General features: G+C 41.3%; 27 protein-coding genes and 1 riboswitch. Of the genes, 20 read left to right on the forward strand and 7 right to left on the reverse strand.

Going from position 1 to position 25,566, the window contains the following annotated elements; all coding sequences use genetic code 11:
- Nucleotides 1–72: 72 nt before the first annotated feature.
- The 4 genes from C6Y07_RS16030 (at nt 73) to C6Y07_RS16045 (ending at nt 3,296) form a co-directional block, all read left to right on the forward strand.
- Nucleotides 73–1,668 (forward strand): ribonuclease YeeF family protein, encoded by a 1,596-nt coding sequence (locus tag C6Y07_RS16030; RefSeq protein ID WP_106157044.1) that lies wholly within the window; start codon nt 73–75, stop codon nt 1,666–1,668.
- Between the two features lie 14 nt (nt 1,669–1,682).
- Nucleotides 1,683–2,192: a hypothetical protein gene (locus tag C6Y07_RS16035; RefSeq protein WP_060595579.1), complete on the forward strand. Its 510-nt coding sequence runs from the start codon at nt 1,683–1,685 to the stop codon at nt 2,190–2,192.
- Nucleotides 2,193–2,535: 343 nt separating this feature from the next.
- Nucleotides 2,536–2,982: a toxin-antitoxin system YwqK family antitoxin gene (locus C6Y07_RS16040; protein ID WP_034663991.1), complete on the forward strand. Its 447-nt coding sequence runs from the start codon at nt 2,536–2,538 to the stop codon at nt 2,980–2,982.
- A gap of 89 nt (nt 2,983–3,071) precedes the next feature.
- Complete coding sequence (locus C6Y07_RS16045) at nt 3,072–3,296, forward strand: hypothetical protein (protein WP_003214145.1); 225 nt, start codon at nt 3,072–3,074, stop codon at nt 3,294–3,296.
- Nucleotides 3,297–3,335: 39 nt separating this feature from the next.
- Here C6Y07_RS16045 and C6Y07_RS16050 read toward each other — a convergent pair whose 3' ends face one another.
- From C6Y07_RS16050 to C6Y07_RS16065, 4 genes are all read right to left on the reverse strand, one after another.
- Nucleotides 3,336–3,599, reverse strand: a complete 264-nt coding sequence (locus C6Y07_RS16050) for a hypothetical protein (protein WP_034663988.1) — start codon at nt 3,597–3,599, stop codon at nt 3,336–3,338.
- 98 nt (nt 3,600–3,697) lie between these two features.
- Complete coding sequence (locus C6Y07_RS16055) at nt 3,698–4,267, reverse strand: GNAT family N-acetyltransferase (protein ID WP_034663987.1); 570 nt, start codon at nt 4,265–4,267, stop codon at nt 3,698–3,700.
- A gap of 70 nt (nt 4,268–4,337) precedes the next feature.
- Entirely contained in the window at nt 4,338–5,615 is a 1,278-nt protein-coding gene (locus C6Y07_RS16060; protein ID WP_106037117.1) for an Nramp family divalent metal transporter, read from the reverse strand.
- A 224-nt stretch (nt 5,616–5,839) separates the two neighbouring features.
- On the reverse strand, nt 5,840–6,100 hold the full coding sequence (locus tag C6Y07_RS16065; protein WP_034663984.1) for a GlsB/YeaQ/YmgE family stress response membrane protein: 261 nt from the start codon (nt 6,098–6,100) through the stop codon (nt 5,840–5,842).
- Nucleotides 6,101–6,257: 157 nt separating this feature from the next.
- Between C6Y07_RS16065 and C6Y07_RS16070 the strand changes: the two genes are divergently transcribed.
- Nucleotides 6,258–7,088: an EcsC family protein gene (locus C6Y07_RS16070; RefSeq protein ID WP_106037118.1), complete on the forward strand. Its 831-nt coding sequence runs from the start codon at nt 6,258–6,260 to the stop codon at nt 7,086–7,088.
- 24 nt (nt 7,089–7,112) lie between these two features.
- Here the strand turns inward: C6Y07_RS16070 and C6Y07_RS16075 are convergent, their stop codons facing one another.
- Complete coding sequence (locus tag C6Y07_RS16075; protein ID WP_034663982.1) at nt 7,113–8,210, reverse strand: DctP family TRAP transporter solute-binding subunit; 1,098 nt, start codon at nt 8,208–8,210, stop codon at nt 7,113–7,115.
- Between the two features lie 67 nt (nt 8,211–8,277).
- Between C6Y07_RS16075 and C6Y07_RS16080 the strand changes: the two genes are divergently transcribed.
- The 8 genes from C6Y07_RS16080 to C6Y07_RS16115 all read left to right on the forward strand — a co-directional run bounded on the left by C6Y07_RS16080 (nt 8,278) and on the right by C6Y07_RS16115 (nt 16,972).
- Nucleotides 8,278–9,897, forward strand: coding sequence for an ATP-binding protein (locus C6Y07_RS16080; protein WP_060595634.1), 1,620 nt, complete (start codon nt 8,278–8,280; stop codon nt 9,895–9,897).
- The gene (locus tag C6Y07_RS16085; RefSeq protein ID WP_060595580.1) at nt 9,894–10,577 is read left to right on the forward strand and encodes a response regulator; all 684 of its coding nucleotides are present in this window, start codon (nt 9,894–9,896) and stop codon (nt 10,575–10,577) included. Before C6Y07_RS16080 ends, C6Y07_RS16085 begins: the two co-directional genes overlap by 4 nt.
- A gap of 124 nt (nt 10,578–10,701) precedes the next feature.
- Nucleotides 10,702–11,970, forward strand: coding sequence for a C4-dicarboxylate transporter DctP (gene dctP / locus C6Y07_RS16090; protein WP_034666695.1), 1,269 nt, complete (start codon nt 10,702–10,704; stop codon nt 11,968–11,970).
- A gap of 211 nt (nt 11,971–12,181) precedes the next feature.
- Nucleotides 12,182–13,204 carry an AI-2E family transporter gene (locus C6Y07_RS16095; protein WP_034663979.1) on the forward strand — a complete coding sequence of 341 codons (1,023 nt, stop codon included), beginning with the start codon at nt 12,182–12,184 and terminating at the stop codon, nt 13,202–13,204.
- A 64-nt stretch (nt 13,205–13,268) separates the two neighbouring features.
- Nucleotides 13,269–13,402: riboswitch (cyclic di-AMP (ydaO/yuaA leader) on the forward strand.
- 77 nt (nt 13,403–13,479) lie between these two features.
- Entirely contained in the window at nt 13,480–14,721 is a 1,242-nt protein-coding gene (locus tag C6Y07_RS16100; RefSeq protein WP_060595581.1) for a dicarboxylate/amino acid:cation symporter, read from the forward strand.
- Nucleotides 14,722–14,847: 126 nt separating this feature from the next.
- Nucleotides 14,848–15,774, forward strand: coding sequence for an ABC transporter ATP-binding protein (locus tag C6Y07_RS16105; RefSeq protein WP_066031295.1), 927 nt, complete (start codon nt 14,848–14,850; stop codon nt 15,772–15,774).
- The gene (locus C6Y07_RS16110; RefSeq protein ID WP_060595583.1) at nt 15,752–16,519 is read left to right on the forward strand and encodes an ABC transporter permease; all 768 of its coding nucleotides are present in this window, start codon (nt 15,752–15,754) and stop codon (nt 16,517–16,519) included. Before C6Y07_RS16105 ends, C6Y07_RS16110 begins: the two co-directional genes overlap by 23 nt.
- Before the next feature lie 117 nt (nt 16,520–16,636).
- The gene (locus C6Y07_RS16115; protein ID WP_003214381.1) at nt 16,637–16,972 is read left to right on the forward strand and encodes a hypothetical protein; all 336 of its coding nucleotides are present in this window, start codon (nt 16,637–16,639) and stop codon (nt 16,970–16,972) included.
- Nucleotides 16,973–17,075: 103 nt separating this feature from the next.
- On the opposite strand, the gene fbpB is transcribed toward C6Y07_RS16115, so the two are convergent.
- Both fbpB and C6Y07_RS16125 read right to left on the reverse strand, forming a co-directional pair.
- Nucleotides 17,076–17,225, reverse strand: a complete 150-nt coding sequence (gene fbpB, locus C6Y07_RS16120; RefSeq protein ID WP_106037120.1) for a Fur-regulated basic protein FbpB — start codon at nt 17,223–17,225, stop codon at nt 17,076–17,078.
- Nucleotides 17,226–17,575: 350 nt separating this feature from the next.
- A complete protein-coding gene (locus C6Y07_RS16125; protein WP_034663973.1) occupies nt 17,576–17,896 on the reverse strand; it encodes a thioredoxin family protein in 321 nt (106 codons plus the stop codon).
- Between the two features lie 184 nt (nt 17,897–18,080).
- Here C6Y07_RS16125 and C6Y07_RS16130 point away from each other — a divergent pair, with 184 nt between their 5' ends.
- The 7 genes from C6Y07_RS16130 (at nt 18,081) to C6Y07_RS16160 (ending at nt 25,530) form a co-directional block, all read left to right on the forward strand.
- Complete coding sequence (locus tag C6Y07_RS16130; protein ID WP_060595585.1) at nt 18,081–19,163, forward strand: D-alanine--D-alanine ligase; 1,083 nt, start codon at nt 18,081–18,083, stop codon at nt 19,161–19,163.
- 81 nt (nt 19,164–19,244) lie between these two features.
- Nucleotides 19,245–20,609: a UDP-N-acetylmuramoyl-tripeptide--D-alanyl-D-alanine ligase gene (locus C6Y07_RS16135; RefSeq protein WP_106037122.1), complete on the forward strand. Its 1,365-nt coding sequence runs from the start codon at nt 19,245–19,247 to the stop codon at nt 20,607–20,609.
- Between the two features lie 27 nt (nt 20,610–20,636).
- On the forward strand, nt 20,637–21,329 hold the full coding sequence (locus C6Y07_RS16140) for an alpha/beta hydrolase (RefSeq protein ID WP_034663968.1): 693 nt from the start codon (nt 20,637–20,639) through the stop codon (nt 21,327–21,329).
- A gap of 127 nt (nt 21,330–21,456) precedes the next feature.
- Nucleotides 21,457–21,795, forward strand: a complete 339-nt coding sequence (locus tag C6Y07_RS16145) for an avidin-fold protein (RefSeq protein WP_034663966.1) — start codon at nt 21,457–21,459, stop codon at nt 21,793–21,795.
- Nucleotides 21,796–21,960: 165 nt separating this feature from the next.
- Nucleotides 21,961–23,451, forward strand: coding sequence for a degradosome RNA helicase CshA (gene cshA / locus C6Y07_RS16150; protein WP_060595587.1), 1,491 nt, complete (start codon nt 21,961–21,963; stop codon nt 23,449–23,451).
- A gap of 110 nt (nt 23,452–23,561) precedes the next feature.
- Complete coding sequence (locus C6Y07_RS16155) at nt 23,562–24,041, forward strand: PH domain-containing protein (RefSeq protein WP_003214135.1); 480 nt, start codon at nt 23,562–23,564, stop codon at nt 24,039–24,041.
- Nucleotides 24,031–25,530, forward strand: coding sequence for a PH domain-containing protein (locus C6Y07_RS16160; RefSeq protein WP_066031292.1), 1,500 nt, complete (start codon nt 24,031–24,033; stop codon nt 25,528–25,530). The genes C6Y07_RS16155 and C6Y07_RS16160 overlap by 11 nt, the downstream gene beginning before the upstream one ends.
- Nucleotides 25,531–25,566 lie beyond the last annotated feature (36 nt).

The raw sequence follows: 25,566 nt of genomic DNA on the forward strand, positions 1-25,566 counted from the left end.
AAGCCTATTTTTCCAATTCGATGAGAAAGGTAAAATAGACTTTATGATCAATAATGGAGGGAGTGACTTCTTCTGGGCAAGATACTTGATGCAAAAGCACTAACAAGTGCCACGGACACAAGGGCAAAACACTACCAGGAACTCCGCGAACAAATGGTAGATTTAAAAAAGACACTTCAAGGCATGGCAAACCTCGGTGATGATTTCACTGGAAAAGGCGCCGACAACATTAAAAGCTTTTATAAAGAGCTGGCTGGAAATGTAGACATGTTTCTCTGCTTCATTGATAAGCAAAAAGCGTTCCATGAAGGTGTTTCTGGGACACTAGATGATACAAGCTTTGGCGGCGATACCTTTGTAGAAGAACACTTTTTAGACAACGCTGTACATATGGGCATCAAAAATGCCAAAAGCATTGTGAAGGATCAAAAAAAGGCGCTTAAAACGATTTTTCAAGACATCGACGACCTCATCTCTCTAGAAGTATTTGATAGTCAAAGCTTTGATGAAAAGATTGCAGATGCGGAAGACGAGCGAAAAAAGACAGTAAAAGACCTAAGAGAGCTTGATCAAAATTTAAAAGATGAATATGCTTTGTCAGAAACGGAGCAGCAGGCTACATTGGCATTGTACGCAGAAATGATGAATGCCACAAATGACGGAAAAGCGATTTCGCCTATGAATTTTGACAAGAAAGCGTATCATAATAGCGAAATCTACAAGGCAAAAAGCGATATTGAGAAGCAAACTTCTGAATATCTCAAAATCAAAAAAGAACAAGAAGAAGCCCGCGAGATCGCAAAGGAACAAGAAGCCCTCGCCAACCGTCCTTGGTATGAAAAAGCGCTCGATTATGGCGGGAACATCGTGAATGAGCTGACAGGTGTGAACGATGCAAAACGTGCCGCAACTGGCGTTGATCCAATCACAGGGGAAGAATTCACCGCAGGACAGCGGGTCGCCGCAGGCGGCATGGCAGCGGCAGGCTACATTCCAATAGTCGGCTGGGCAGGGCGCATTTTCAAAGGCGGAAAAGCCGTTTATAAAACGACTCAAGCGACGTCACCCGCAGTACGAGCAGTCGACATTTACAAGACCTCGCAAAAATCCTTTGACGCCTTAAAAACATCTCAAAAAGGCTTATATGGTCTCACCGCCACCAACGGCTTCAGCGAAGCGATTACGGGGCGTGATATGTTTGGGAATAAGATCTCGAAAGAACAGCAGGAAGCGAGCATGAACGCAGCGCTTGGAATGCTTTTGCCGTTTGGGGCGAAAGGGTTTCATGGGAAGATGGGGGTTAAAAGTACTGCTAAAAATGTAGATAATGGTACAGTGTGGAGGAATATAAAAGTTACTCAACCACTTTATGAAGGTACAAAAATCCCAAAATCTTTTGAATTAGCAACAGTTGATGGACAGTTCTGGGTGCACCCTAATGGAACAAAACATATGGTTGAGTATATAACTAGAGAAGCAACTACACATGGTATGCCGATAAATAGTCAAACTTTATTGTCGAGTTTCCAAAGCTCTGTTAACAATGCTGCTAAGCAAGGAATTAAATATGAAGAAATTATGAAGGTAGGTAATTGGGAATTAATATTTAGTAAACCCCGGGGAGACGGATTACTACCAGTAATAAAGCATGCTGTGTATATGCCTTAAAAGGAGAAATGATGATGTTAAAAGTAATAGATTATAAAGACAGTCAACCTATAAACATTGAATATGATCTTTATACACCGATTAATATAGAATTTGGTAGTTGGAATATATCAAAAGAGCCAACGATATATTGGAGAACTGGAGATTTCAAGAAATCTTTAATTGAAATAGGTTTAGGGAAATATACAGGTAATATTCGTTCAATTACACTAACGTTAAGTGAAAATGTACACAAAATGGAAAGTTTGAAATTAGATATGGAAGATATAAATATGGTTAAAGGTGTACCGAGTTTTCAGATAGAAGAATCTAATGATAATACCTATATAGACGAAAAAGGTAAATTAGACGTATATATAGGGAAGGATAGGGTATTAATTTCATTCTCAGAAAATGATGCAGTGTCTATTTTACAAAATGATACAGTAGGATTTGTTTTGGATAAAGAAGAAGTAGTTTGTGGTATTCTCATAAGTGGTATGTTAGAACATGAAAAGAAAACATTAGAAGATGCATTGAATTAGAGTGTTATGAAATACAAAAACCTTAATGGCTAAATGTCTTTAAAGGTTTTTTGTGTTTATCGGAGTTTAGGTAATTATTCGATAGTGATGAATATGGTGAAGGAATTTTTAATTATCAAGAAAGTTCTTACGAAGAATTTATCAATTATATTGATCGATTAAGAATTGAACTTTGATTTATTAAAAGACTCTTTGAAATAAACGCCACATACAAAACTAAAAGAATTTTATAATTTCAAAAGAAAGTGCTAGAAGCCACCTCATGAGCAAGTGAAAACGGATATTATAATTATTTACAGCTGGTTTTCGTTTTGTTCAAAATTAGAAACTGAAAGGGTTTTTAATATTGAATGATATATTGACAAAGAAGTTAGTTATAGAAAGTGGTATTGAGTTTGAAAAGTCTCTAGAGTATGGGGGACCCTACGAACTAGCGATTGTAGAATATACTCAAGGAGGGAAAGAAAAACTATTTACTGGACTAGCCTATGATATGTACGAAAACGGACATATTGAAAGTTATTTCTATGTAGAGAAAGGTATTAAACAGGGGAAGTATGTGGAGTTTTACTCAAATGGCAGTGTGAAAAAAATAGGGTATATGAGGAAGAACGCTACAGAGGGATATCAAGTTGAGTTTTTTGAGAATGGAAATAAAAAGTATGAATGTGAATGTATTGCTGGCCGAGAGATGACTTACATAAAATATGATAAAGAGGGTAATGTGAAAGAGCATAAGGCAGAACCTAGTGAATCAGATTTAATATATGCTGAAAAATTCAATGATTGATCAATGGTCACATGAAATATCAGTTAAAAAAGCTTAAAATGAGAAGAAATCAAGTAGAAATCATTACAAATTGAAAAGGAGAAAAAACCATGCTATGGATCCTCACACAAAACCAGCAAACTCTGATTCATGTCCAAGAAGTCTCAGTAAGCGGCAAAAAAATTGAAGGGATGATCTTGGGAAGTACTTCTTGGGCAAAGATGCTCGGCAAGTATGACTCAAATGATCGCGCAGCCGAGATTCTTCAAGACATGATGAAGACGATTGAAGAACATCCAAATGCCACGATGACATACCGAATGCCACTTCAATAAAAAAGAAACCACCTTTCATCGCGAAAAGGTGGTTTTTGTTTAGGATGGTGTTTTTCCAAAGGCTAAGAATAAAGGGATGCCTGTGCCGACAAGGGTTGTGGCAAATAGGAACATACCGCAAATAAATAGAAAATGGCTGGCTGAAAAGACGAGTGCCAGAATGAGAAAAACGATGCTGAGTCCTACCATGCTATAGGATGGGACAAAGCGGCGTTTGTAGGTGGCTTTCTTTGTTAGGAATGAGAAGAAAATACCAAATACCAAAGGGACAATCCATAAGTAAAATAAAATAATAAGAGACATACATCATACCTCGATTTTTCCTTCTATTTTATCAGATGCCGATCACAACGGATACTACAAAGCTTCACTTTGTAAAATAATTCATGCAATCGACACAATTAAGTAGGCTGATTCATCGAATACGTTTTTTGTTTCATATATTCAGGCTGTAAAAGGGCGTACACACAATGATCGGTAAAGCGATTGCCCAGCCATTCACATTGCCTTAATATTCCCTCAAGCGAAAAGGATAATCTCTCTGCAATGCGTCTGCTTTTCTGATTGTCGACAGCAGCCCTAATCTCAATACGGTGCAGTCCGCACTCTTCAAATAAATAGCGAATGACCGCTTGGCAGGCTTTTGTCATGATGCCTTTTCCTTGATAGCCTTCTCCGAGCCAATAGCCGATTGAAACGGTCCTATTGATCCAATGAATTTGATGGGTGCCAATGATGCCGACGAGTTCTCCATGTGACCAGATGCCCGCTTGAAAACCGTTGTTCTGCATCGCTTGCTGCATGGCGCCTTGGATAAACGCCATACTGTCTTCCTCTGTCTGCGTTGAATCCACCCAAAGCATCCATTCACGTAAATGCTCTCTCGACCGCTGAATGAGCAAATACAGACTTCTTGCGTCTCTTGGCTCAAGCAGCCGCATGGATATCTCTTGATCCTGATAAACAAACATGAACCCACATCCTCTCAGGGGAATTCTACCATAACCAAATGGAAAGAAAAAGACAGCTCAACACTGTCTTTTACATAAACGTATCTACAATTAAGAAAAGATTAAGTGCTACAACAAGAGCTGCTATCACCCAAGATATTCCTGTCACCCAGCGGGCATTCGTTAATTCGCCCATAATTCGCTTTTTACTTGTAAATAAAATGAGCGGAATTAAAGCAAAGGCAATACCAAAGGATAAGACGACCTGACTCATCACAAGCGCGGAGGTCGGGTTCACCCCAGATGCAATGATCGCAATAGGGGGAATGATGGTAATCAGCCGGCGGACATATAGCGGGATTCGGTATTGAATAAAGCCCTGCATAATGATATCGCCTGACAGTGTACCAACAGAAGAGCTGGATAGTCCGGCTACAAGCAGACCTACACCAAATAAGATGGCTGATACAGGCCCTGCGAGTGTATCAAAATGCTGAAACGCAACATCCAGATCTTCAACAAAGAGACCATTTTTATAAAATAAAGCGGCTGCCACAATCAACATGCTGGCATTGATGGCCCCGGCGACTATCATCGCAATGAGGATATCTAAAAACTCAAAGCGGAAAATCTGCTTTTTCTCCTTTTCCGTTCTGCCGACGACTCTTCTTTGGGTTAAAGCTGAATGTAAGTAGATTGCGTGAGGCATCACAGTGGCGCCTAAAATTCCAGCTGCAAGCAGCACGCTGTCTGCGCCATCAAATTTTGGAATGAACAGTCCGCCAGCGACACTTGCGATATCTGGTTTGGCGACAAAGGTTTGCACAGCGAAAGCGATCACGACAACGAACAGCATGCCTGTAATACCTGCTTCTAATGCTCGATAGCCTCGTCTTTGCAGCTCTAATATCGCAAATGAACCGATAGCGGCGATAATAGATGCTTCAAGCAGAGGGATTCGAAAAAGCAAGTATAAACCAAGTGCCGCCCCGATAAACTCAGCTAAATCCGTGGCAATAATGACGAGCTCTCCCTGAATCCATAAACCGATTGAAACGGGTTTTGGAAACTCTTCACGTGCGATTTCAGGTAAGTTTTTACCTGTCGCGATTCCAAGCTTTGCGGATAAGGACTGGATGAGCAAAGCCATGAGATTTGATATGAGAATGACCCATAAAAGGAGATATCCGTATTTGGAGCCAGCCGCAATGTTGGTGGCGAAATTTCCTGGATCAATATATGCAATGGCTGCGATAAAAGCAGGGCCGAGAAAAGGAAGGAGCCTTCTAAATCCTTTGACCTTTCCTTCAAGTGCACGCTCAGCTGCCGCTGACATGTGTGCCTGTGCCTCGATGTATTTGTTTGTCATATGTCATCACCTAGATTCTACAAAAGTTTTGCTTTGGCACAAAAAGTTTCCTTGATGCAATTTTTAATCATCATATGCCCATCTTCATGAAAAGTCAACTATCTGAACTAATAGGTTTGTTTATCATATGTAAGTGAAAAAAATAGATACCTTGTCAATCCATCACATAAAAAACACCGCCTCTTAGACGGTGTCCCTACTGCTTCCTCTGTTATTCGTTTTTTTTAAGATACCCTTGATCCCACACTACGGAAGATCAGGCTTAAGATAATGACAAAGATCGCTGCTCCTAAGATTGCTGGAAAGATCGCAAAGCCTGCCAGACTAGGACCCCACGTTCCAAGTAATCCATGACCAATCCAAGCACCTGCAAGCCCGGCAATCATTGAACCGATCCATCCTCCTGGTACACTACCTCCAGCGAGTGCACTGCCAATAAGGCCGATGACAATCGCCACAACTAATGAAATCAGAAATCCTAACATGTTGATCACTCCTCTTTTTGTTTGTGTATTAAGCAATAACCGTTTTGAAAAAGTTTCAAACCTTTCGAAACCGCTTCAATGTTCTATACGTATGATGAACAAGGATTGTGTATAATAACAAACAAATACTTGAGCGGCATCTAAGGAGGCAAATGGCATGGAGGAAAGAGAGTGGCTAAAAGCACAATTAAAGGAGATTGAACAGTGGGAGAAAGACCAGCAAAAGGTATGGTTTTGGGAGAAACTCAGCCGCCTTCCATTTCAAATGCTGGACAAGCTGACGCCTGCCTTTATTCAGAAAAAAATTGGTGTACTGCTAGATGAAATGGGGCATTACATTCAATCAGGCGGTGCCTATTTGACATCAGAAAAAGGCATCATCCATCAATTTCAAAAGAAATGTGCTGATGATTCCATTCAGCGCATAGAAGATATTGAAAAAGCTCCTATTGAAATCATGGATGCCATTAGTGAACATATGGGGAAAAACAGGACGAACCTCGCCACGGTACAAGGTGCGACAACTGGTGTCGGCGGTATGTTTACGCTGGCAGCAGATATTCCTGCGGTACTGGGTCTTTCCCTTAAAACATTACAGGATATTGCCGTCACCTATGGCTATGATCCTAAAAACAAGGAAGAGCGGGTCTTCATCATAAAATGCTTACAGCTGAACTCTGCTGATGTGGTGGGGAAGAAATCTATATTAAAAGAGCTGAGGAGCTATCAAGCTTCAGAAGGAAAGCACGAAAACATGATTTCCCAAATCCAAGGGTGGCGTGAAGTGGTGTATAATTACCGGGATTCGTTTGGCTGGAAGAAACTGTTTCAGCTTGTTCCCATAGCAGGCATTTTGTTTGGCGCAGTCTCCAACCGCTCACAACTAAAAGGTATTGCCGAAACAGGCATGATGCAATACCGAAAGCGAAGAATTGTCACAAGATTAGAAGAGCTCACGCAGCAAGAACAGAGTGAATCTGGTGCATAAAAATCCCTTTCTCAAAGGGATTTTTTATTTGGTCTCATCCTCATCTTGAAAAGCATGGATAGGAGAATGTTCATAACGCGCACGCAGCTCGCGAATCTGCTTGATTAGGGTGGAACCAATGGTTTTTTCGGCTTCCTCATACAAAGGATCGAGGGCTTTCACCCATTTTTGTCTTTCTGCTGGCGTCAATTCATGAATGGCAATCGGCGATTCCCGTTTAATGTCCTCTAGCTGATCTTTGTTCATCTGTTCTGCATGTTTTTCATTCCAAGCTGTTGTTTCTTCCATGGCTTCAAGTAAAATTCGTTTCGTTTCAGGTGTCTGGCGTTCAAAGAAGGATTGATCTGTTAAGACCACATAGCCCAAATACCCGTGATTACTGATCGTCATATAGTCTTGTATATGATAGAATTTTTTTGAATAAATATTTGAAATGGTATTTTCTTCACCGTCTACTTTTTTTGTCTCTAATAGCTGGAACGTTGAATTAAACGATTCCTGATAGGGCTTTGCGCCAAGAAGTTTGAATTGTTTTTCAATCATGTCGCTTTGCATAATGCGGAGAGATTGGTTTTTTAAATCACCAGGCTGTTTGATAGGACCTTTATTAGAGGTGATTTGCTTAAAGCCATTTGTCCAATAGGCCATTCCCTTTAGCCCGTCTTTTTGCAGGGTGCCAAACAATCTTTGGCCAATTGCACCGTGCAAGCCTTCTTGAACCGCATCATAATTAGAAAAAGCAAAGGGAAGGTCAAGAGCCAGCCACTCAGGGGACAGCATGCCGAGCTTCGAGGTAGACGGGGCGATAAATTGAACTTGATTCTCTTTAAGTGCATTAATTTCTTCTATATCAGAATAAAGACTCCCGTTGGAGAAAATCTGAATGCTGATCTTCCCATCGGATTTTTCGTGCACAAGCTCAGCAAATTTCTTTGCGGCAAGTCCTTTTGGTGTATTATCTGCCACGACATGGCTAAATTTGAACACAAGCTGATCCTTCAGCCCTGTCTGTTCATCATCAAAGGTCGTCGCTGATTTTGGCATCATATGATAAAAACCAAAGTATAAAGCGGTTACAAAACCGATTATGAGCAATAGTGTATAGGCGAGTAAATTCTTCATGCGTCCGATCCCCCTTATGTCAAGCATACTTGACCGAGGAAGAATTCGTAAAGATACAGGTGAAAAAATGATGAGAAATCGATTGAAATTACAACAATTATCTATTAGATGGAAGCTCACCATTCTCACATATTTCGTTGTCATTTTCGCCCTTTTAATCGGAGGAATTGTCCTTGTTGGGGGAATCCAGCAAACAGAGGAACGAGAGCTTCGAAAAAGGCTCATGAACACGGCGAGAACAGTGGCTGAGATGAATGAGGTGAAGCAGGCGTTAGCTGATCAAACAAAGGAACGTAACCGATTACAGCATGCCATCGAAGAGATTCGGATTATTCAAGATGCTGACTACATTGTCGTCATGGATATGGATCATGTGAGATTAACGCATCCAGTAAAAACAAGGATTGGTCAGCGCTCGGAGGGGACAGATGAAGAACCTGCTTTTGCAGAGCATATTTATTTCTCAGAAGCAGAGGGAGAGCTTGGGACAGCCATCAGAGCCTTTTATCCAGTGAAGGATGATCAATTTAATCAAACAGGGGTTGTCCTTGTAGGGAGAACGCTGCCAAGTATGATCGATATATTAGGAGAAATGAAGCGGGATATCCTCATGATCCTTCTGCTGACGCTCAGCTTTGGGCTTGTAGGCTCATTTTTGCTCGCCCGTCATATTAAACAGCAAATGTTTAAGCTGGAGCCGCATGAGATTGTCAGAATGCTAGAGGAGCGCACCGCAACCTTCCACTCTATTAATGAAGGGGTCATCGCCATTGATAATCAGCACATGATCACCATTTTTAATGAAAAGGCGAAGCAAATTTTTGGTGTGACAGGGGATGTCGTAGGCCGGAATATTTGGGATGTGCTGTCTGACACAAGACTCCCTGAGATCATTGATCGCGCTGAACCCGTTTACAATGAAGAAATTCATATGAGCGGAAAGCGGATTATGAGCAGCCGGATTCCGATTGTCATGAAAAAGAAAATTATCGGAGCGGTCGCCATTTTTCAGGACCGGACAGAAGCGGCAAAATTGGCAGAGGAGTTAACCGGAGTCAAGAACTTTGTTGACGGTCTGCGGGTGCAAAACCATGAGCATATGAACAAGCTTCATACGATTGCCGGGCTGATTCAGCTTGGTAAACCCGATCAGGCGCTCGATCTAGCCTTTCAAACGACGGAAGAACAGGAACTTGTGATGGACTTTCTTCACCGCGTCATTCAGCATGATGCCGTTGCGGGATTATTGATGAGCAAAATCAGAAGGGGCAAGGAGCTAGGCATAAAGGTCGAAGTAGACGAACATAGCTGTCTGCGTGATTTCCCTGAGCGTCTAGATCAGCATGATATGACGAAGCTGCTTGGCAATCTGATCGAGAACGCCTTTGCCTCGTATGATACTGTAGAAAGAAACACAAAACGCATTTCTATTAGTATTGATCAAACCGAGGATGTCCTCGCGATGTTAATTGAAGACAATGGCTCCGGGATTGAAGAGGAAATGATTCCTTATATTTTCGATAAAGGTTTCACACACGGCAAAGAAGGCGGAACAGGCTATGGCCTGTATATTGTAAAAACGATTATCGACAAAGGAATGGGAAATGTAGAAGTCACATCAAGCATCGGCATTGGTACCACCTTCTCAATCGAATTCCCAATGACAATAGAGGAGAGAGACAGATGACTCAGATTAAGGTGCTATTAATTGAAGATGACCCGATGGTGCAAGAAGTGAATAAAGAGTTCATTAAGAGTGTTCCTGGCTTTCAAGTTGCGGCAGTCGCAGGTAATGGGGAGCAGGGCATCCAGCTGATCAAAGAAATTCGTCCAGACCTTGTTGTCCTCGATGTATATATGCCAAAAAAAGATGGCGTGAAGACGCTTCAAGACATTAGAAAGCAAAAGATACAGGTAGATGTGATCGTTATTTCTGCGGCAAAGGACAAAGAGACCATTGGCATCATGCTTCAAAATGGCGCACGAGATTATATCATCAAGCCGTTTAAGTTCGAACGTATGAAAGAATCACTTGAAAACTATAAAGCGTTTAAATCTAAAATTCGCACAGCAGCAGAATTTTCTCAGGAGATGCTGGATGATATCATACGAAAGCCTGCTGTTAAGCAGGAGGATACTTGGCTCCCTAAGGGGCTGAATGTGCATACGATGAATGAAATTAAAGCCTATATGGGCTTGCAGGAAGGCCCGCAGTCTGCAGAGGAAGTTGCCAATGCACTCGGCATTGCCCGTGTCACGGCACGCCGGTATTTAGACTTCTTAGTGAAAGAAGGCGAGCTGAAATTAGATATGCAATATGGCGGGGTTGGCCGGCCTGTCAATAAATATATCGTACATTCTGACTAAGAGACCAAAAAGACCAAAATGTACGATATGTCCATAAGCTTCACAGCCTTTGGTGAAATCGCTATCATTTAGCTACAGATAACAGTTAAGCGTTTACATCAAAGGGTGAGGGAGTTGATTTTTTATGAAGAGGCTTTTGAAGAACCTGACATTTCAGGTGATTGCAGCTGTCATTATCGGGATCATTGTCGGGATGGTTTGGCCAAACGTCGGAAAAGAAATGAAGCCGCTTGGTGACACCTTTATCAATGCCGTTAAAATGGTCATCGCGCCAATCATTTTCTTAACCATTGTTCTTGGTATTGCCAAGATGGGGGATATGAAAAAGGTTGGAAAAGTTGGGGGAAAAGCATTTATTTATTTTGAAGTCGTCACGACGCTTGCTTTGGTCATCGGTCTTTTTGTGGTAAATATCATGAAGCCGGGTGCAGGTCTGGACTATAGCAAGCTTGAAAAAGGGGATGTTTCACAGTATACCCAAAATGGGGGACAGGGTATCGACTGGATGGAATTTGTCACACACATCGTACCATCTAATATGGTAGATGCTTTTGCAAAGGGTGATATTTTACAGGTCTTATTCTTCTCTATTTTATTCGGTGTTGCGCTTGCTGCACTTGGCGAGAAGGGGAAAGGAATCATTGAGTGGCTTGATAAGCTGTCACTTGTTTTCTTTAAAATCATTGGATATATCATGCGTGCTGCGCCGCTCGGTGCATTTGGGGCAATGGCTTATACGATCGGACACTTTGGTTTGGCATCGATTAAACCGCTAGCGAGTCTGATGCTCTCCGTATATATGACCATGTTCCTGTTCATCTTCGTTGTGCTGAACATCATTTGTAAAATGTATGGCTTCAGCCTGTTCGGTTACCTGCGGTTCATCAAGGATGAAATTTTAATTGTTCTTGGCACAAGCTCATCAGAATCCGTGCTGCCAAGAATGATGGATAAAATGGAACGCTACGGGTGCTCTAAGTCTGTGGTTGGTCTTGTCATCCCAACAGGGTATTCCTTTAACTTAGATGGAACCTCGATCTACTTATCGATGGCTGTGGTCTTCTTGGCACAAGTGTTTGGTGTAGACTTGTCCATCGGTCAGCAGATCACCATCATCCTTGTCCTGATGCTCACCTCAAAGGGAGCGGCTGGGGTGACAGGAAGCGGATTTATCGTGCTGGCTTCTACACTCGCTGCACTACAGGTCATTCCGCTAGAGGGGCTTGCACTGCTGCTTGGGGTAGATCGATTCATGAGCGAAGGAAGAGCCATTACAAATCTTATTGGAAATGGAATTGCAACAATTGTTGTTGCGAAAAGTGAAGGTGAATTTGACGAAGCGAAGAGTAAAACAGCCCTTCAAGAAATGCGCAATATGAAGCAAGCTGTATAGTATAAAAACAACCTAAAAACCGAAACCTTATGTTCTACATGGGGTTCGGTTTTTTCTTGTGCTGAAAAGAAAAAACATTAAAGCTTGATAAAATTAAAACGAATCGTAAGACCTTATTGACCTTTTATTATATAATTTACAGAAAGATCCGATATAATGTATATCAGATCCGATGAAAAATAGACTTTAGTCCTGGCAGGTGTGTAACGTAATGGCGGCATTTTTTAAATTGTTCGAAAAACCCGGTGTTAAGCGGTTTTCTGTATTTGTAGTATTAGCCACAGCCTTATATCTATTAAGAGGAATGATGAATTTAATTCTCTTGACCTTCATATTCACCTTTTTGATGAATCGGTTAGAAGAGGTCATTAGAGGTTTTTTAAGTCACTTCCTGAAAATAGGACAGAAATCGGTTATCACCATTTTGTATATTCTTTTGGCTGGTGGATTGACGTTTGGCGGATTCGTGTTTGTGCCAATTATCGCCAAACAGGTGGAGCAGCTATTTCATTTAGGAAAGAAAATTGCAGATCATCCACAAGATTTACCCTTCTTTGATGTCATCACCAACGTATTCGGAGATTTTAAAATATCAGCTTACTTTGAGAAAGGGTTTAATTTCCTCTATACATACTTAACAGATTTCAGCACGTTCAGTATCCAGGTCATTATGTCCTTAATATTAAGCATGTTCTTCCTGTTCGAAAAGGAACGCCTCATTCAATTCATGAACAAGTTCAAAACGAGTAAAATCTCAGTGTTCTATCATGAAATAGCCTTCTTTGGACGTAAATTTTCCAGAACGTTTGGAAAGGTACTCGAAGCACAGTTTATTATTGCAACCGTTAACTGTGTCTTAACAACCATTGCGCTAGGCATTATGGGATTCCCGCAATTATTTGGATTAGCGGTCATGGTCTTTTTGCTAGGCTTAATCCCAGTAGCGGGTGTGGTCATCTCACTTATTCCACTCAGCATCATTGCGTATACCCTTGGAGGCGGCATGTATGTCCTTTATATTGTGCTGGTGATCGTCATCATCCATGCCATTGAAGCCTACTTCTTAAACCCGAAACTCATGTCAGCAAAAACAGAACTCCCTATTTTCTTCACATTTATTGTGCTGATCTTCTCTGAACACTACATCGGGATTTGGGGACTCATTATTGGTATACCAATCTTTGTGTTTATCCTAGATATTTTGGAGGTCACCAACAAGGAGGAAAGTAGTTAAAAAGTTCATTTGAACCTGTTTACAATTTTCTAAAAATAAGGTATAAATAGTATGAAAATATCATAATAACCACACGCTTAATCCTTCTAAAGGAATGGGGGACCCACTATTTTGGGGTGAATTTTTCTCTGTTGAGAAAAAAGGACATCTCTTCGTCCTAACCCGTCAGCTAACCTCATCGGCGTGAAGAGAGTAAACGGTGGTATATGTAAGGACACGCAGACCCACGAGAAAACTCTCTCGTGGGTCTTTTTGACGAGGAAGGGGAGATTTTATTGAAGCTGGCTACAAAAATTATTATTGCCCTTATTGCAGGTGCAATCACGGGACTTTTGCTTAACATTTTCGCTCCAAATGTATTCAAAGTGTTAGATCCTTATCTATTCACACCTCTAGGTCAAATCTTCTTAAATCTAATCAAAATGCTGGTTGTGCCAATCGTCTTCTTTTCCATTACACTTGGTGTGGCAGGCCTCGGAGATCCAAAAAAACTAGGCCGTATTGGAGCAAAAAGCATCTTATATTTTCTACTGACCACAACCTTCGCTATTATCATTGCGATGTCTTTAGCATTATTAATTAAACCGGGTTCCTTTGGTTCATTCGATACAAAAGGGGCAGAATACGAACCTCAAGAAGCACCATCTACGACAGACACTTTATTAAACATCATTCCATCAAATCCAGTTCAATCTTTAGTTGAAGGAAATATGCTGCAAATCATTGTTTTCTGTGTATTCTTAGGACTAGGAATTGCAGTGCTAGGCAAAAAAACAGAAGGATTACTCAAAATATTAGAACAAGGCAATGAACTCATGATGTACCTTGTAGGAGTGGTCATGAAATTTGCTCCATACGGGACATTTGGCTTAATTGTGACGGCTATTGGGAGTCAAGGTCTTGATGCCATTAAAGCCATGGGACTGTATTTTACAGTGGTGTTAGTAGCACTATTGGTGCATTTCTTTCTCACATATGGCTCAACCTTGGCTTTATTTGCAAAACGAAATCCATTTACATTCTTTAAAGACTTTTCGCCTGCGATGGTCGTAGCCTTTAGTACGTCTAGCAGTAGTGCGGTTCTCCCTGTATCAATGGAAACCGCTCAAAAGAAACTGAAAGTACCTGAGCCGATTTCTAGTTTCGTGCAGCCGTTAGGCGCTACGATCAATATGGATGGGACAGCCATTATGCAAGGGGTTGCAACCATCTTTATTGCACAAGTGTTTGGTGTGGAGTTAACGCTGATGCAAATGCTCACAGTTGTATTAACCGCCGTATTAGCCAGTATCGGGACAGCCGGCGTACCGGGAGTAGGCTTGATCATGCTCGCAATGGTCTTGAACTCGGTTGGGCTTCCTGTTGAAGGTATTGCGCTCATCCTTGGCATAGACCGCTTATTAGATATGGCAAGAACCGTTGTCAATATTACAGGTGACGCCGCATGTGCGGTGATTGTGACAGAAACTGAGAAAAAACACGAGAAAGACGCAGCATCACCGAACCTATCCATGTAATGTAAAAGAAGGGCTGACTCGATCAGCCCTTTTTTTCATGGGCCTCTTGTCTTGCGTGATATACTTTTAAAAGAATGAGCGGTCTTATTTGCCGCCATAGGCTTTACATCAGAAGGAGGAAACACGTTGCAGTCTGCTGTTCTAAAAGTAGAGAAAGTCGATAAACGAATTGGTCGGAAATTGATCTTACAAGATATATCTATAGAAATAGGGAAAGGAGAAATCGTCGGCTTACTAGGACCAAATGGGTCTGGAAAAACAACCTTAATTCGCTTGATCGTTGGTTTGATGAAAAAAAACAATGGCCGAATCATGATCAATGGATATTCACAGGATGAGGATTTTCTACACGCAATGTCATCTGTTGGTGCGATCATAGAAAATCCCGAATTTTATTCTTATTTAACAGGCTTTGAAAACCTTGAACTATATGCGGCGATGCACGATGGAGTGACGGAAGAACGCATGCAGGAAGTGGTGAAAAGAGTTCGTCTGGAGCACGCCATTCATCAGAAGGTGAAGACGTATTCACTGGGGATGAAACAAAGGCTTGGGATTGCACAAGCCATATTACATCAGCCGAACCTGCTGATTTTAGACGAACCGACAAATGGACTTGATCCTGCAGGTATGAAGGAATTCAGGGAGCACTTGCAAATGCTCGTACGAGAAGAAGGAACGTCCGTGTTATTTGCCACACATTTATTGCATGAGGTAGAAGAGCTATGTGACCGCATGATCATCATTCAAAAAGGACAGATCAAAGCCAGTGCGAAGCTCCGGGACATGGAGGGGAAAGAACAGATACTCATGAATATTCAGCCAGTGGAAAAGGCGGTTTCGTGGCTCGACACGCAGGCCTATACATATGAACGAAATGGAGCGCGTGTATTACTTCATTTGAACAAAGAACAAGTGCCTGAGCTGAACAAACAGCTTGTTATGGCTGGGTTTGATGTACTTGAAATGACGCCTCAAAAGCCATCAATTGAAGAGGCATTTATGAAATGGACGGAAGGCGGGACGGCAGATGCTTCAACTCATCAAGAATGAGCATAAGAAAATGATGAGGAAAAAGATCACATTCATTGCTCTTGGATTGATCGTTGTGTTTCAATTGGCGATGGCTCTAGCGTTGAAACGAGTCATTTCCAGCTTTGGTGGACAAGACACTGTCGCCAACTATTTTGCTTATTCCACGAATGTCGTATTTATTTTACAGGTGCTCGCAGTTGTCATTGGCGCGACCTTGATCTCAACAGAATTTCAAAAAAGAACAATCAAGTTTTTATTGATCCGGCCCAAAACAAGGCTGCAAATTTTTCTGTCAAAATACATCACACTTGTGCTGACGGTCATATATTTGTTTGTTTTTTATTATGTATTAGCTTTTTTATTTGGCTTTATTTTCTTTGGTACTGAATTTGATGAAAGTACGGGACGATTATTTCAGCATACGTTTGCTGTTATCGGATCTCAGTGGGTGGAAGTGATGATGATGGCAAGCTTCGCTTTTATGTGTTCCAGCTTGTTTAGGAACAGCCTCGTTGCGCTTGTGACCTCGTTTTTTGTTTTATATGCGGCGAAATCACTTGTGCCTATTATGTCTCTTTTAGAAAATCAGTGGGGGAAAATCCTGCTTTTTGCTAATACGGACTTTACTCAGTACAGCTTTCAAGGACCGCCGCCTTTTCATGGCATGAGTCCTTTGTTTTCTCTATTTATGGTAGGGGCGCATTTTGTTTTCTTTGTTGGCACGGCTTGGGTTCTTTTTTGGAAGCGTGATGTAAATGTGTAAAAATTGTGTCAAATAACAAGAAAAATTCGTGACATCTTTGTGAAAACGAGTCTGTATTTCACGATAACCGGCTGATTTTGTCTTATAATAAGAGGGAGTCTTGGAGGTGGCACTATCGTGAAAAATTTCATTACGGCTTTACCCATTTTGTTGTTGCTGTCGTTTTCGTTTGTGTCTTTTGCCTTCCAGTTTGATCATCTTATTTATTTCAGACTAGCGCTGGGGATCTTTTCGTTAGCGGGTCTTTTCTTTCTGTATACACTTAAAAGAAACATGAAATGGTTCATGGTTTATTTATATGCGAGCTGGATCATTCTTGCTGCCGTCACAACCTTTGAGGAACCTGTCTTTTCTCAGTTCTTCTTCGGTGGTTTAACAATGACAATGGGTTATCTCACATATATGCTCATTTATTTAGGAATGAAGCAGGACCGTGTAGCGAAATCACATTAAAACAAAAGCCGATAAAATCACATCATAGATTTTATCGGCTTTTTTCTTTTTGTTGAAAAAGACAAAAGAGACGAGCAGCCAGCTGTGACTGCTCGTCTTATGTTTATGATTCACGTCCAGCAGCTGCAAGCTGCTCCTGATGCTTCTTGTCGATTGTTTCGTATATACTTTCCATCATTTTAGGGTCGCGCATGATGGCCTTCTTGTTCTCTTCAATCAATTGCTGATATGTTTTGATTTTCTTCTTAGACATGTGACTCATCGCTCCTTTATATAAGTATAGATGTCTATAGGATTTCATATAGATGAAATTGATAATCATTATCAATTAGCAACTCTATTATACAAAGCAAAATGTCAGAAGTAAAGAATCTATTCAGAAAATTCACGTAACCGACAAATTCGAAGCCTAGTCGACGCTCATTCTTTCCCAGGAAATAATTCCTGTCATTTCTTGTCGTAAGTGAAACATCTATATAAAACATTCTTTTGCTCATTGAAACGTTTTGGATGTGCAACTCGTCTTATGGAGAGATTTGATGTAAGAGATGGGGAAGAAAAAAGACACCAGCAAGCGTTTGCTGATGTCCTTCGTTTAACCAATTAAGAAACGTGCCCTTGAAGAAACTCTGTCACTTCTTCAGGTGATTTTGCGTTTGCGCTGTGTAAATGACCTGTTTTTTCGCCATTTTTGAAAATCAACAGGCTTGGAATACCCATGACCTGATACGTTTCTGCTAATTCAGGGAAATCATCTTTGTTTATTTCAAACCATTCATGGTGAGCATAAGCCTCTAAGATGTCTGGAATGAACATGTCCATTCTTGTACAGTCAGGACACCATGTTGCAAAGAATTTAACGATGACTTCTTTGTCAGATTGAATGATTTCATTGAATTGTTCAGTACTTGTGATTTTTTTCAATTTGTCACAACTCCTTTTCAATGTCATTTTAATATAAAATAATGGCGAATGACATACAAATGCTCGGGAGGCGCTTACAACCTTTACAAATCATTTCAATTCCGTAACAACAAAAATTAATTAGAGCATTTTTGCTTGAAAGTGATAAGATAGTAAAGATGAATTTTAGTGGGGGGAGTATCCATTGAAAATAAGTTTAGGATTGATTTACGGCGGAAAGTCAGCCGAACATAATGTATCACTGCAAACAGCCCTTGCAGTTACAAAAGCACTTAACACTGAGAAGTTCGATATACATCCAATTTATATTACAGAAGAGGGCGAATGGCTAAGAGGAGAAAAACTCACTGAACCAGTTTCAAACGTCAAAATGCTTCAATTTGAACAGAACGCAAAGACGTTTTTACCAACTTCTTTAAATGAGAGCATGTTCCCGCAGCCTGCATCTGCTGATGAGAAGATTGATGTTGTCTTCCCATTGCTGCATGGGCCAAATGGTGAAGATGGAACGATGCAAGGATTACTTGAACTGCTAAATATCCCGTATGTCGGCAACGGCGTTCTTGCTTCTGCCGCGGGTATGGATAAAGTCATGATGAAAGATGTTTTTGCTCAAGCAGGACTTGCACAAGCAAAGCACCTTTCCTTCAATAAAAAAGACTATGAAAAGGCCACACCAGACAGCTTAGAACAGGTGGAACAAATACTTGGCTATCCATGCTTTGTGAAACCTGCCAACATGGGGTCAAGTGTTGGAATTAGCAAATGCCGCAGCAAAGAAGAGCTGCAAACCGCATTCGACTTGGCTTTCCAATATGATCGTCGTGTGGTCGTCGAAGAAGGCGTCGTTGGAAGAGAAATCGAAATTGGTGTATTAGGAAATGACGAGCCGAAATGCTCTGTCGTTGGTGAAATTGCACCTAAAACAGATTTTTATGACTACAAAGCAAAATATGAAGATGGCGATACAGATTTGATCATTCCTGCAAGCGTGTCAGAGGATGAATACAAGACGATTCATGATATGGCGATTAAGGCATTTAAAGCCCTCGATGGATCTGGTCTTGTACGTGCAGACTTCTTCCTCACAGAAAAAGGCGAAGTGTTGATCAATGAAGTGAATACAATGCCTGGATTCACACCATTTAGTATGTTCCCGCTGCTTTGGAAACACACTGGTGTAGAGTATCCAGAGCTGATTGAAAAGCTAGTGTCACTTGCAATTGAACGCCATCAAGAAAAACAAACCATTAAAACGACTTTTTAATGTGAGCAACAAGCAGACACTATCCTTAGGTAGTGTCTCTTTTCCTTCAAACGTGAAATGAGAAAGAGAGGCGAAAAAATCATGATCAAACGTACAGTGAAACAAATCGCCCAAATGGCTGGTGGGACACTATCTAATCAAGCTTTTGGCGAAGAGCAAATTCACGGAGTGACAACAGATACACGAAAAGTATCAAAAGGTGCATTGTTTATCCCCCTAATTGGAGAACATTTTAACGGTCACACATTTGCTTCTAAAGCAGTGGAGCTTGGAGCCGCAGCTGTTCTTTGGAATCAAAAAGAAGCCAATCCACCGTTCGGTGTACCTGTCATTCTTGTAGAGGATACACTGGCAGCACTACAACAGCTGGCAAAATCATACTTGAAAGAAGAAAAACCTCGTGTTGTCGGTATTACAGGAAGTAATGGGAAAACCACAACGAAAGACATGATTCATTCCGTCTTACAAACGGCTTATCAAGTTCATAAAACAGATGGTAACTTTAATAATCATATCGGTCTACCGCTCACCATTCTTGCAATGCCGGAAGGAACAGATATTGCTGTGTTGGAGATGGGGATGAGTGCAAAAGGTGAGATCGAGTTTTTGTCAAAACTCGCTGAGCCTGATGCAGCAGTCATCACCAATATTGGAGAATCTCATATGCAAGATTTGGGATCAAGAGAAGCCATTGCTGATGCAAAATGTGAAATCACAAAAGGATTAAAAGAGGATGGCATCTTTTATTACTTAGGAGATGAACCCTTGCTGCGCGAGAGAGCGACTGCACTTTCGCAGCGTGTGAAAACCTTTGGAGAAGCAGAAGACTGCGATATCAAGGTAACGCATATCAACCAGCTTGCAGAAGGAACTGAATTTCAAGTCGAAGGGTATGCCCAGGGGTTTCTCATTCCTGTATTAGGGAAACATAATGTAAAAAATGCCCTTGCTGCAATTGCCATAGGCCAGCACTTTGAACTGAATGAAAGACAAATCGCCCAAGGACTCATGCAAACAAAGTTGACAGGGATGCGTCTTGAGCTGTTTAAAACAGAGAAAGGAATCACTGTTATCAATGATGCGTATAATGCAAGTCCTACTTCCATGAAAGCTGCAATTGATCTTGTAGGAGATATGGACGGCTTCGCTAATCGCATTCTTGTCCTTGGAGACATGCTCGAGATGGGCAGCGAAGAAGAAAGGTATCATTATGAACTAGGCCGCTACATCAAGCCTGAATTTATTGATCATGTGATGACGTATGGCCGCCTAGGTGCATTCATCGCTGAAGGAGCAAAGAAATCATTCAGTGACGCGCGCGTGTCCTCATTTATGGACAAAGAGGAACTGAAGAAAAAACTTGCTGACGTAGCAGGTCCTGACGATGTTGTTCTAGTCAAAGCCTCACGCGGCATGAGATTAGAAGAAGTCATTACTGCACTATAAAGAGTGAGCGGCAAAGAAGGTGACAGAATGATTGGCTGTCTATGTATACATGGATTCACTGGCGCGCCCTATGAAGTGGAACCGCTGGCGCAATATTTAAAGCAGAAGACAGATTGGAACGTTCAGTCAGTCACGCTTCCGGGGCATGGAGATGAGCTTCAGCTCAAAGGCATTTTCTATCAAGAATGGATTGCAACAGCTGAATTAGAACTGCTATCTCTTTACCGAACATGCGACACCATTTTTTTGATCGGCTTTTCCATGGGGGGAATGATTGCTTCTTATCTAGCAGCGAAGTATCCGGTTGCTCGTCTCGTTCTTTTAAGTGCTGCGGCTAAATATGTGAATCCAAAACAAATGATTCAAGACACAAGGCAGATGTTGAAGGAATCACTGTCTGGGCTGATTGATACGAATCCTTTGTATGATAGATACCGCCATAAGCTAACGAGCACGCCGCTGTCAGCTGCTGTAGAATTTATGAAGCTGGTGAAGCAAACGAAGAGCTCCCTTGAGAAGCTTCACCTCCCTGTGTTAATTGTTCAAGGTGAAAGTGATGGGATTGTGCCCGCTTCAAGTGCAGAATTTATTGATCATAAAATCCCGTCTCGTCAGAAAGAAATGTTTTATTTACCTGATTGTAAACACCATGTTTGTCACGAGCCATGTGCACAGCAATTGTTTGAAAAAGTAGAGCAATTTCTAAAAAAAACAATTTAATCTATAGAAAAGCGAAAATGTGGCTAAACTAATATAAATTGAATCCCACTTGTTAAAAATTGCATCATTTTTGTCGAATGAGTGACAAGCCTATGGTACAATAGGAAAGAAAAGGTGGTTGATTCGGTTGTTTCATTATGACGGAAAAACCTTTGTCCCGCAGTCTAATTCGAGTAACGGAGAAGTATCGGCAGGAACCATATTTCAATATCGTCAGGACGGGAATATATTAACGGGCACATATCAAGGCGGCAGTATTGTATCTGGTGTACTTGTAGGAACTGTGAATGAGGATGGAACACTTCATTTTAGGTACCACCATGTCAGCAAAGACGGCAGCATGAGAAGCGGGTCTTGCAATTCTACACCTAAGCAGTTGGATAACGGAAAAATTCAACTGTTCGAAAAGTGGAAATGGATGGATGGAGATCAAAGTGATGGTGAATCTGTCATTGTGGAACAGTAGATATATCCATTTCTGTCTTGTTGAAAAACAAATAGTGTAATGGTAAGATATAAGGTAGGGTAATTCGGGCTTTGTATATAATGGACCTGTCCTTTCGGAAAAGGGCAGTTTTTAATGATCATTCACGAGATTACTGAAACAGCAATTAGAAGGAGTTTGAATAATTTGACTATAACGTTTCAAGATTTTCAATTAAGCGAAAGTCTCATGAAAGCTATTAACCGCATGGGATTTGAAGAAGCAACACCGATTCAAGCGGAAACAATTCCTCTCGGTCTTCAGAATAAAGATGTCATTGGACAAGCACAAACAGGAACAGGAAAAACTGCAGCATTTGGTATTCCTCTTGTAGAAAAAATCGACCCAGCGTCTCCAAATATCCAAGCGATTATCATTGCGCCAACAAGAGAATTAGCGATTCAAGTATCTGAAGAGCTATACAAAATTGGCCAAGACAAGCGTGCGCGCGTACTTCCGATTTACGGTGGACAAGATATCGGCCGCCAAATCCGTTCGCTCAAGAAAAATCCTCATATCATCGTAGGGACTCCAGGACGTTTACTCGATCACATTAACCGTCGTACAATGCGTCTTCAAAATGTTGAAACAGTTGTGCTTGATGAAGCAGACGAAATGCTAAACATGGGTTTCATCGAAGACATTGAATCGATCCTTTCAAATGTACCAAGTGAACACCAAACACTTTTATTCTCTGCGACAATGCCTGCACCAATTAAGCGCATTGCAGAGCGTTTCATGACAAACCCAGAACATGTAAAAGTAAAAGCAAAAGAAATGACTGTCTCTAACATCCAACAGTTCTACTTGGATATCCACGAGCGTAAGAAGTTTGACACATTGACTCGTCTTCTTGACATTCAATCACCTGAGCTTTCAATTGTCTTCGGCCGTACGAAACGCCGTGTTGACGAATTGACAGAAGCGCTTAACCTTAGAGGTTATACAGCTGAAGGAATTCATGGTGACCTGACACAAGCAAAACGTATGGTTGCGCTTCGTAAATTCAAAGAAGGTTCAATCGATGTGCTTGTAGCAACAGACGTTGCAGCACGTGGACTTGATATCTCAGGCGTAACACACGTGTATAACTTTGACGTGCCACAAGATCCAGAGAGCTACGTACACCGTATTGGACGTACAGGACGTGCTGGACGTACAGGTATGGCGGTGACATTTATCACACCGCGTGAAAAAGATATGCTTCGTGCGATTGAGCAAACGACTAAACGTAAAATGGAACGTATGAAAGAACCAACTCTAGATGAAGCAATTGAAGGTCAACAGCAAGTAACCATTGATCGTCTGCGCACAATCATCAGTGAAAACAACTTAAACTTCTACATGACAGCTGCTGCTGAATTGCTAGAAGATAATGATTCTGTCACAGTGGTTGCGGCTGCCATCAAAATGATGACAAAAGAGCCAGATGCAACGCCTGTTCGTTTGACAGATGAAGCACCAATGATTTCAAAACGCAATCGTAACAACCGCAGCTCTTCTAAACGTAGAGACGGTGGCGGCGGAGGCGGCTATCGCGGGAAAAGCCGTTCATCTTACGGTGATAAAAAGCGTTCTTCAAATGACCGCAATCGTTCTTCTAACGATCGTCGTCAAAAGAAATCTTATAACAACTAATTCAAGAGCGAATCCTTTGCAGGATTCGCTTTTTTTAACAGGTTTGTTGAAACTTTTTAGGCTTTGTTTCGTAATATATTGATAGAAAAGTAAGAGAATGGGGGAAGAATGTGAGAAAACAGCCGCAACGTCAAATTAGTTTAAATGGTTTAAAGGTATGGCGTCTTCAAAATGGAATTATCTCATTGATTTTCTTACTCATCATCATTGGGGTATTTGTTGCTAGTTATTATCTTCAATGGCCATATTGGATTGGCGCCATCCTCGCCGGTTTATGGGTCTTACAGGTCATTTTTGGCATTTGGCTTATACCGAAAATCCGTCATCGCATCTGGCGCTACGAAGTATTCGAAAATGAAATTGAAATTCAGCATGGACTCATTCGTGTCACACGTGTGATTGTGCCGATGGTGCGAGTCCAGCATGTCGATACATCGCAAGGACCGCTTTTAAGGCGCTACCGTTTGGCATCTGTTCAAATATCGACTGCTGCTACAGTTCATGATATACCGGCGCTAGAATTAGAAGAAGCAGATGAGCTTCGTGATTACATATCTCGTTTAGCAAGGGTGACGGAAGATGATGTCTGAACCAAAACGTGTACATCCAATCTCGATGTTCATTGATTTTATATCAGATGCCGTATCCATGATCAAAAACTTCATTATCCCTTTTTTCGTGCTTATTTTTGTGAACTCGAATTCGAGCATTCGTTTTTATGCATTTATCATTCTTGGTGTGCTTCTTTTATGGAAAGCTGTTTCAACCGTTTTAGCATGGAGGCGATTCACCTACCGGATGGAAGATGATGAATTTCGCGTGGAATCCGGCGTCATCACAAAAAAGAAAAAATATATTTCGTTAGAACGAATTCAAACGGTGAATACAAGTGAAGGTATCTTCCAGCGGATTTTCGGCTTGGTGCGGGTCCAAATCGAAACAGCAGGCGGAACGGACGGTCCGGAAGTGAGCCTGACGGCGATTACAAAAGCAGAAGCGGAACAATTAAAGCAATCAATTTTCAACCGGAAGAAAAGCTTGCAGCAAGAAGAGGTGTTGGATGAAAATAGGGATGTTCCGCATGATCCTCTGACAGCGCAACAACCTGTAGAAGAAGAAATGAATGTTTCCTATCGGATGGGTGTACCAGAGCTGCTTTTGGCTGCGACCACTTCAAGCGGAATCGGAGTCATTATTTCCGGGTGTCTTGCCATTTACACACAAATAGATGAAATTCTTCCTTTGGACGGATTCTTTAAGCGGTTCTCTTTTTTAAGTCATGCGAGTGTTGAGATTTATGCGATTCTCATATTTCTTGCCGTATTGATTGCGTGGATTCTTAGTGTTGGGGTAACAGCCCTTCAATATGCGAATTTTACCGCAAAACGAAAAGGGAAAGACATCATCATCACAAGAGGGCTCATCGAGAGGCATCAAATGACCATTCCACTTGCGAGAATTCAAGCAGTGAAAATCAAAGAAAATATTCTCCGTGAGCCTTTTGGCTTTGCGACGGTGATGCTTGTGAGCGCAGGAGGTTCTATTACAGAAAAAGAAACCTCTTCCGTCTTATTTCCGCTTATTCGGAAGAAAAAAATCAACGAACTGCTGTCTCAATTCACAGATCATTATCACTTGGCGCCAGAAGCTGAACTGAAAAAGGTGCCAAAGCGTTCACTCAAACGCTACCTGATCTCTTTCGGTTTTGTGCCATTACTTGTCGGCGTGATCCTATCTGTACGTTTTCCGCCATGGGGGTATTTGGCACTTATTCCGCTTCCTATTGCTTTGGTTTTTGGCTATTTAGCTTATAAACAATCAGGCTATACGATCAAAGATCCATTGATTCAACTGACATCAAGAGGCATTGGCAAAACCACTGGCATTGTCTTGAGAAAACGAATGCAAAACTATACGATGACGCAATCTTTCTTCCAAAAGAAAGGCCGATTGGCGAGTATTCACACCTTTGTGAAATCCTCTGCACTGCTTGATTCCTTTGGTGTGCATCACCTTGAGGAAGAAGATGCTGCTCGTGTAATGGATTGGTATTCGTATGAAAAAAATAAATCTTCTTAAACAAAAAATGTCGATCAGCTTCCCGTTCATAGGAGT

It is taken from the genome of Bacillus sp. LNXM12-1 (genome assembly GCF_003004375.1).
Lineage (GTDB): Bacteria > Bacillota > Bacilli > Bacillales > Bacillaceae > Bacillus.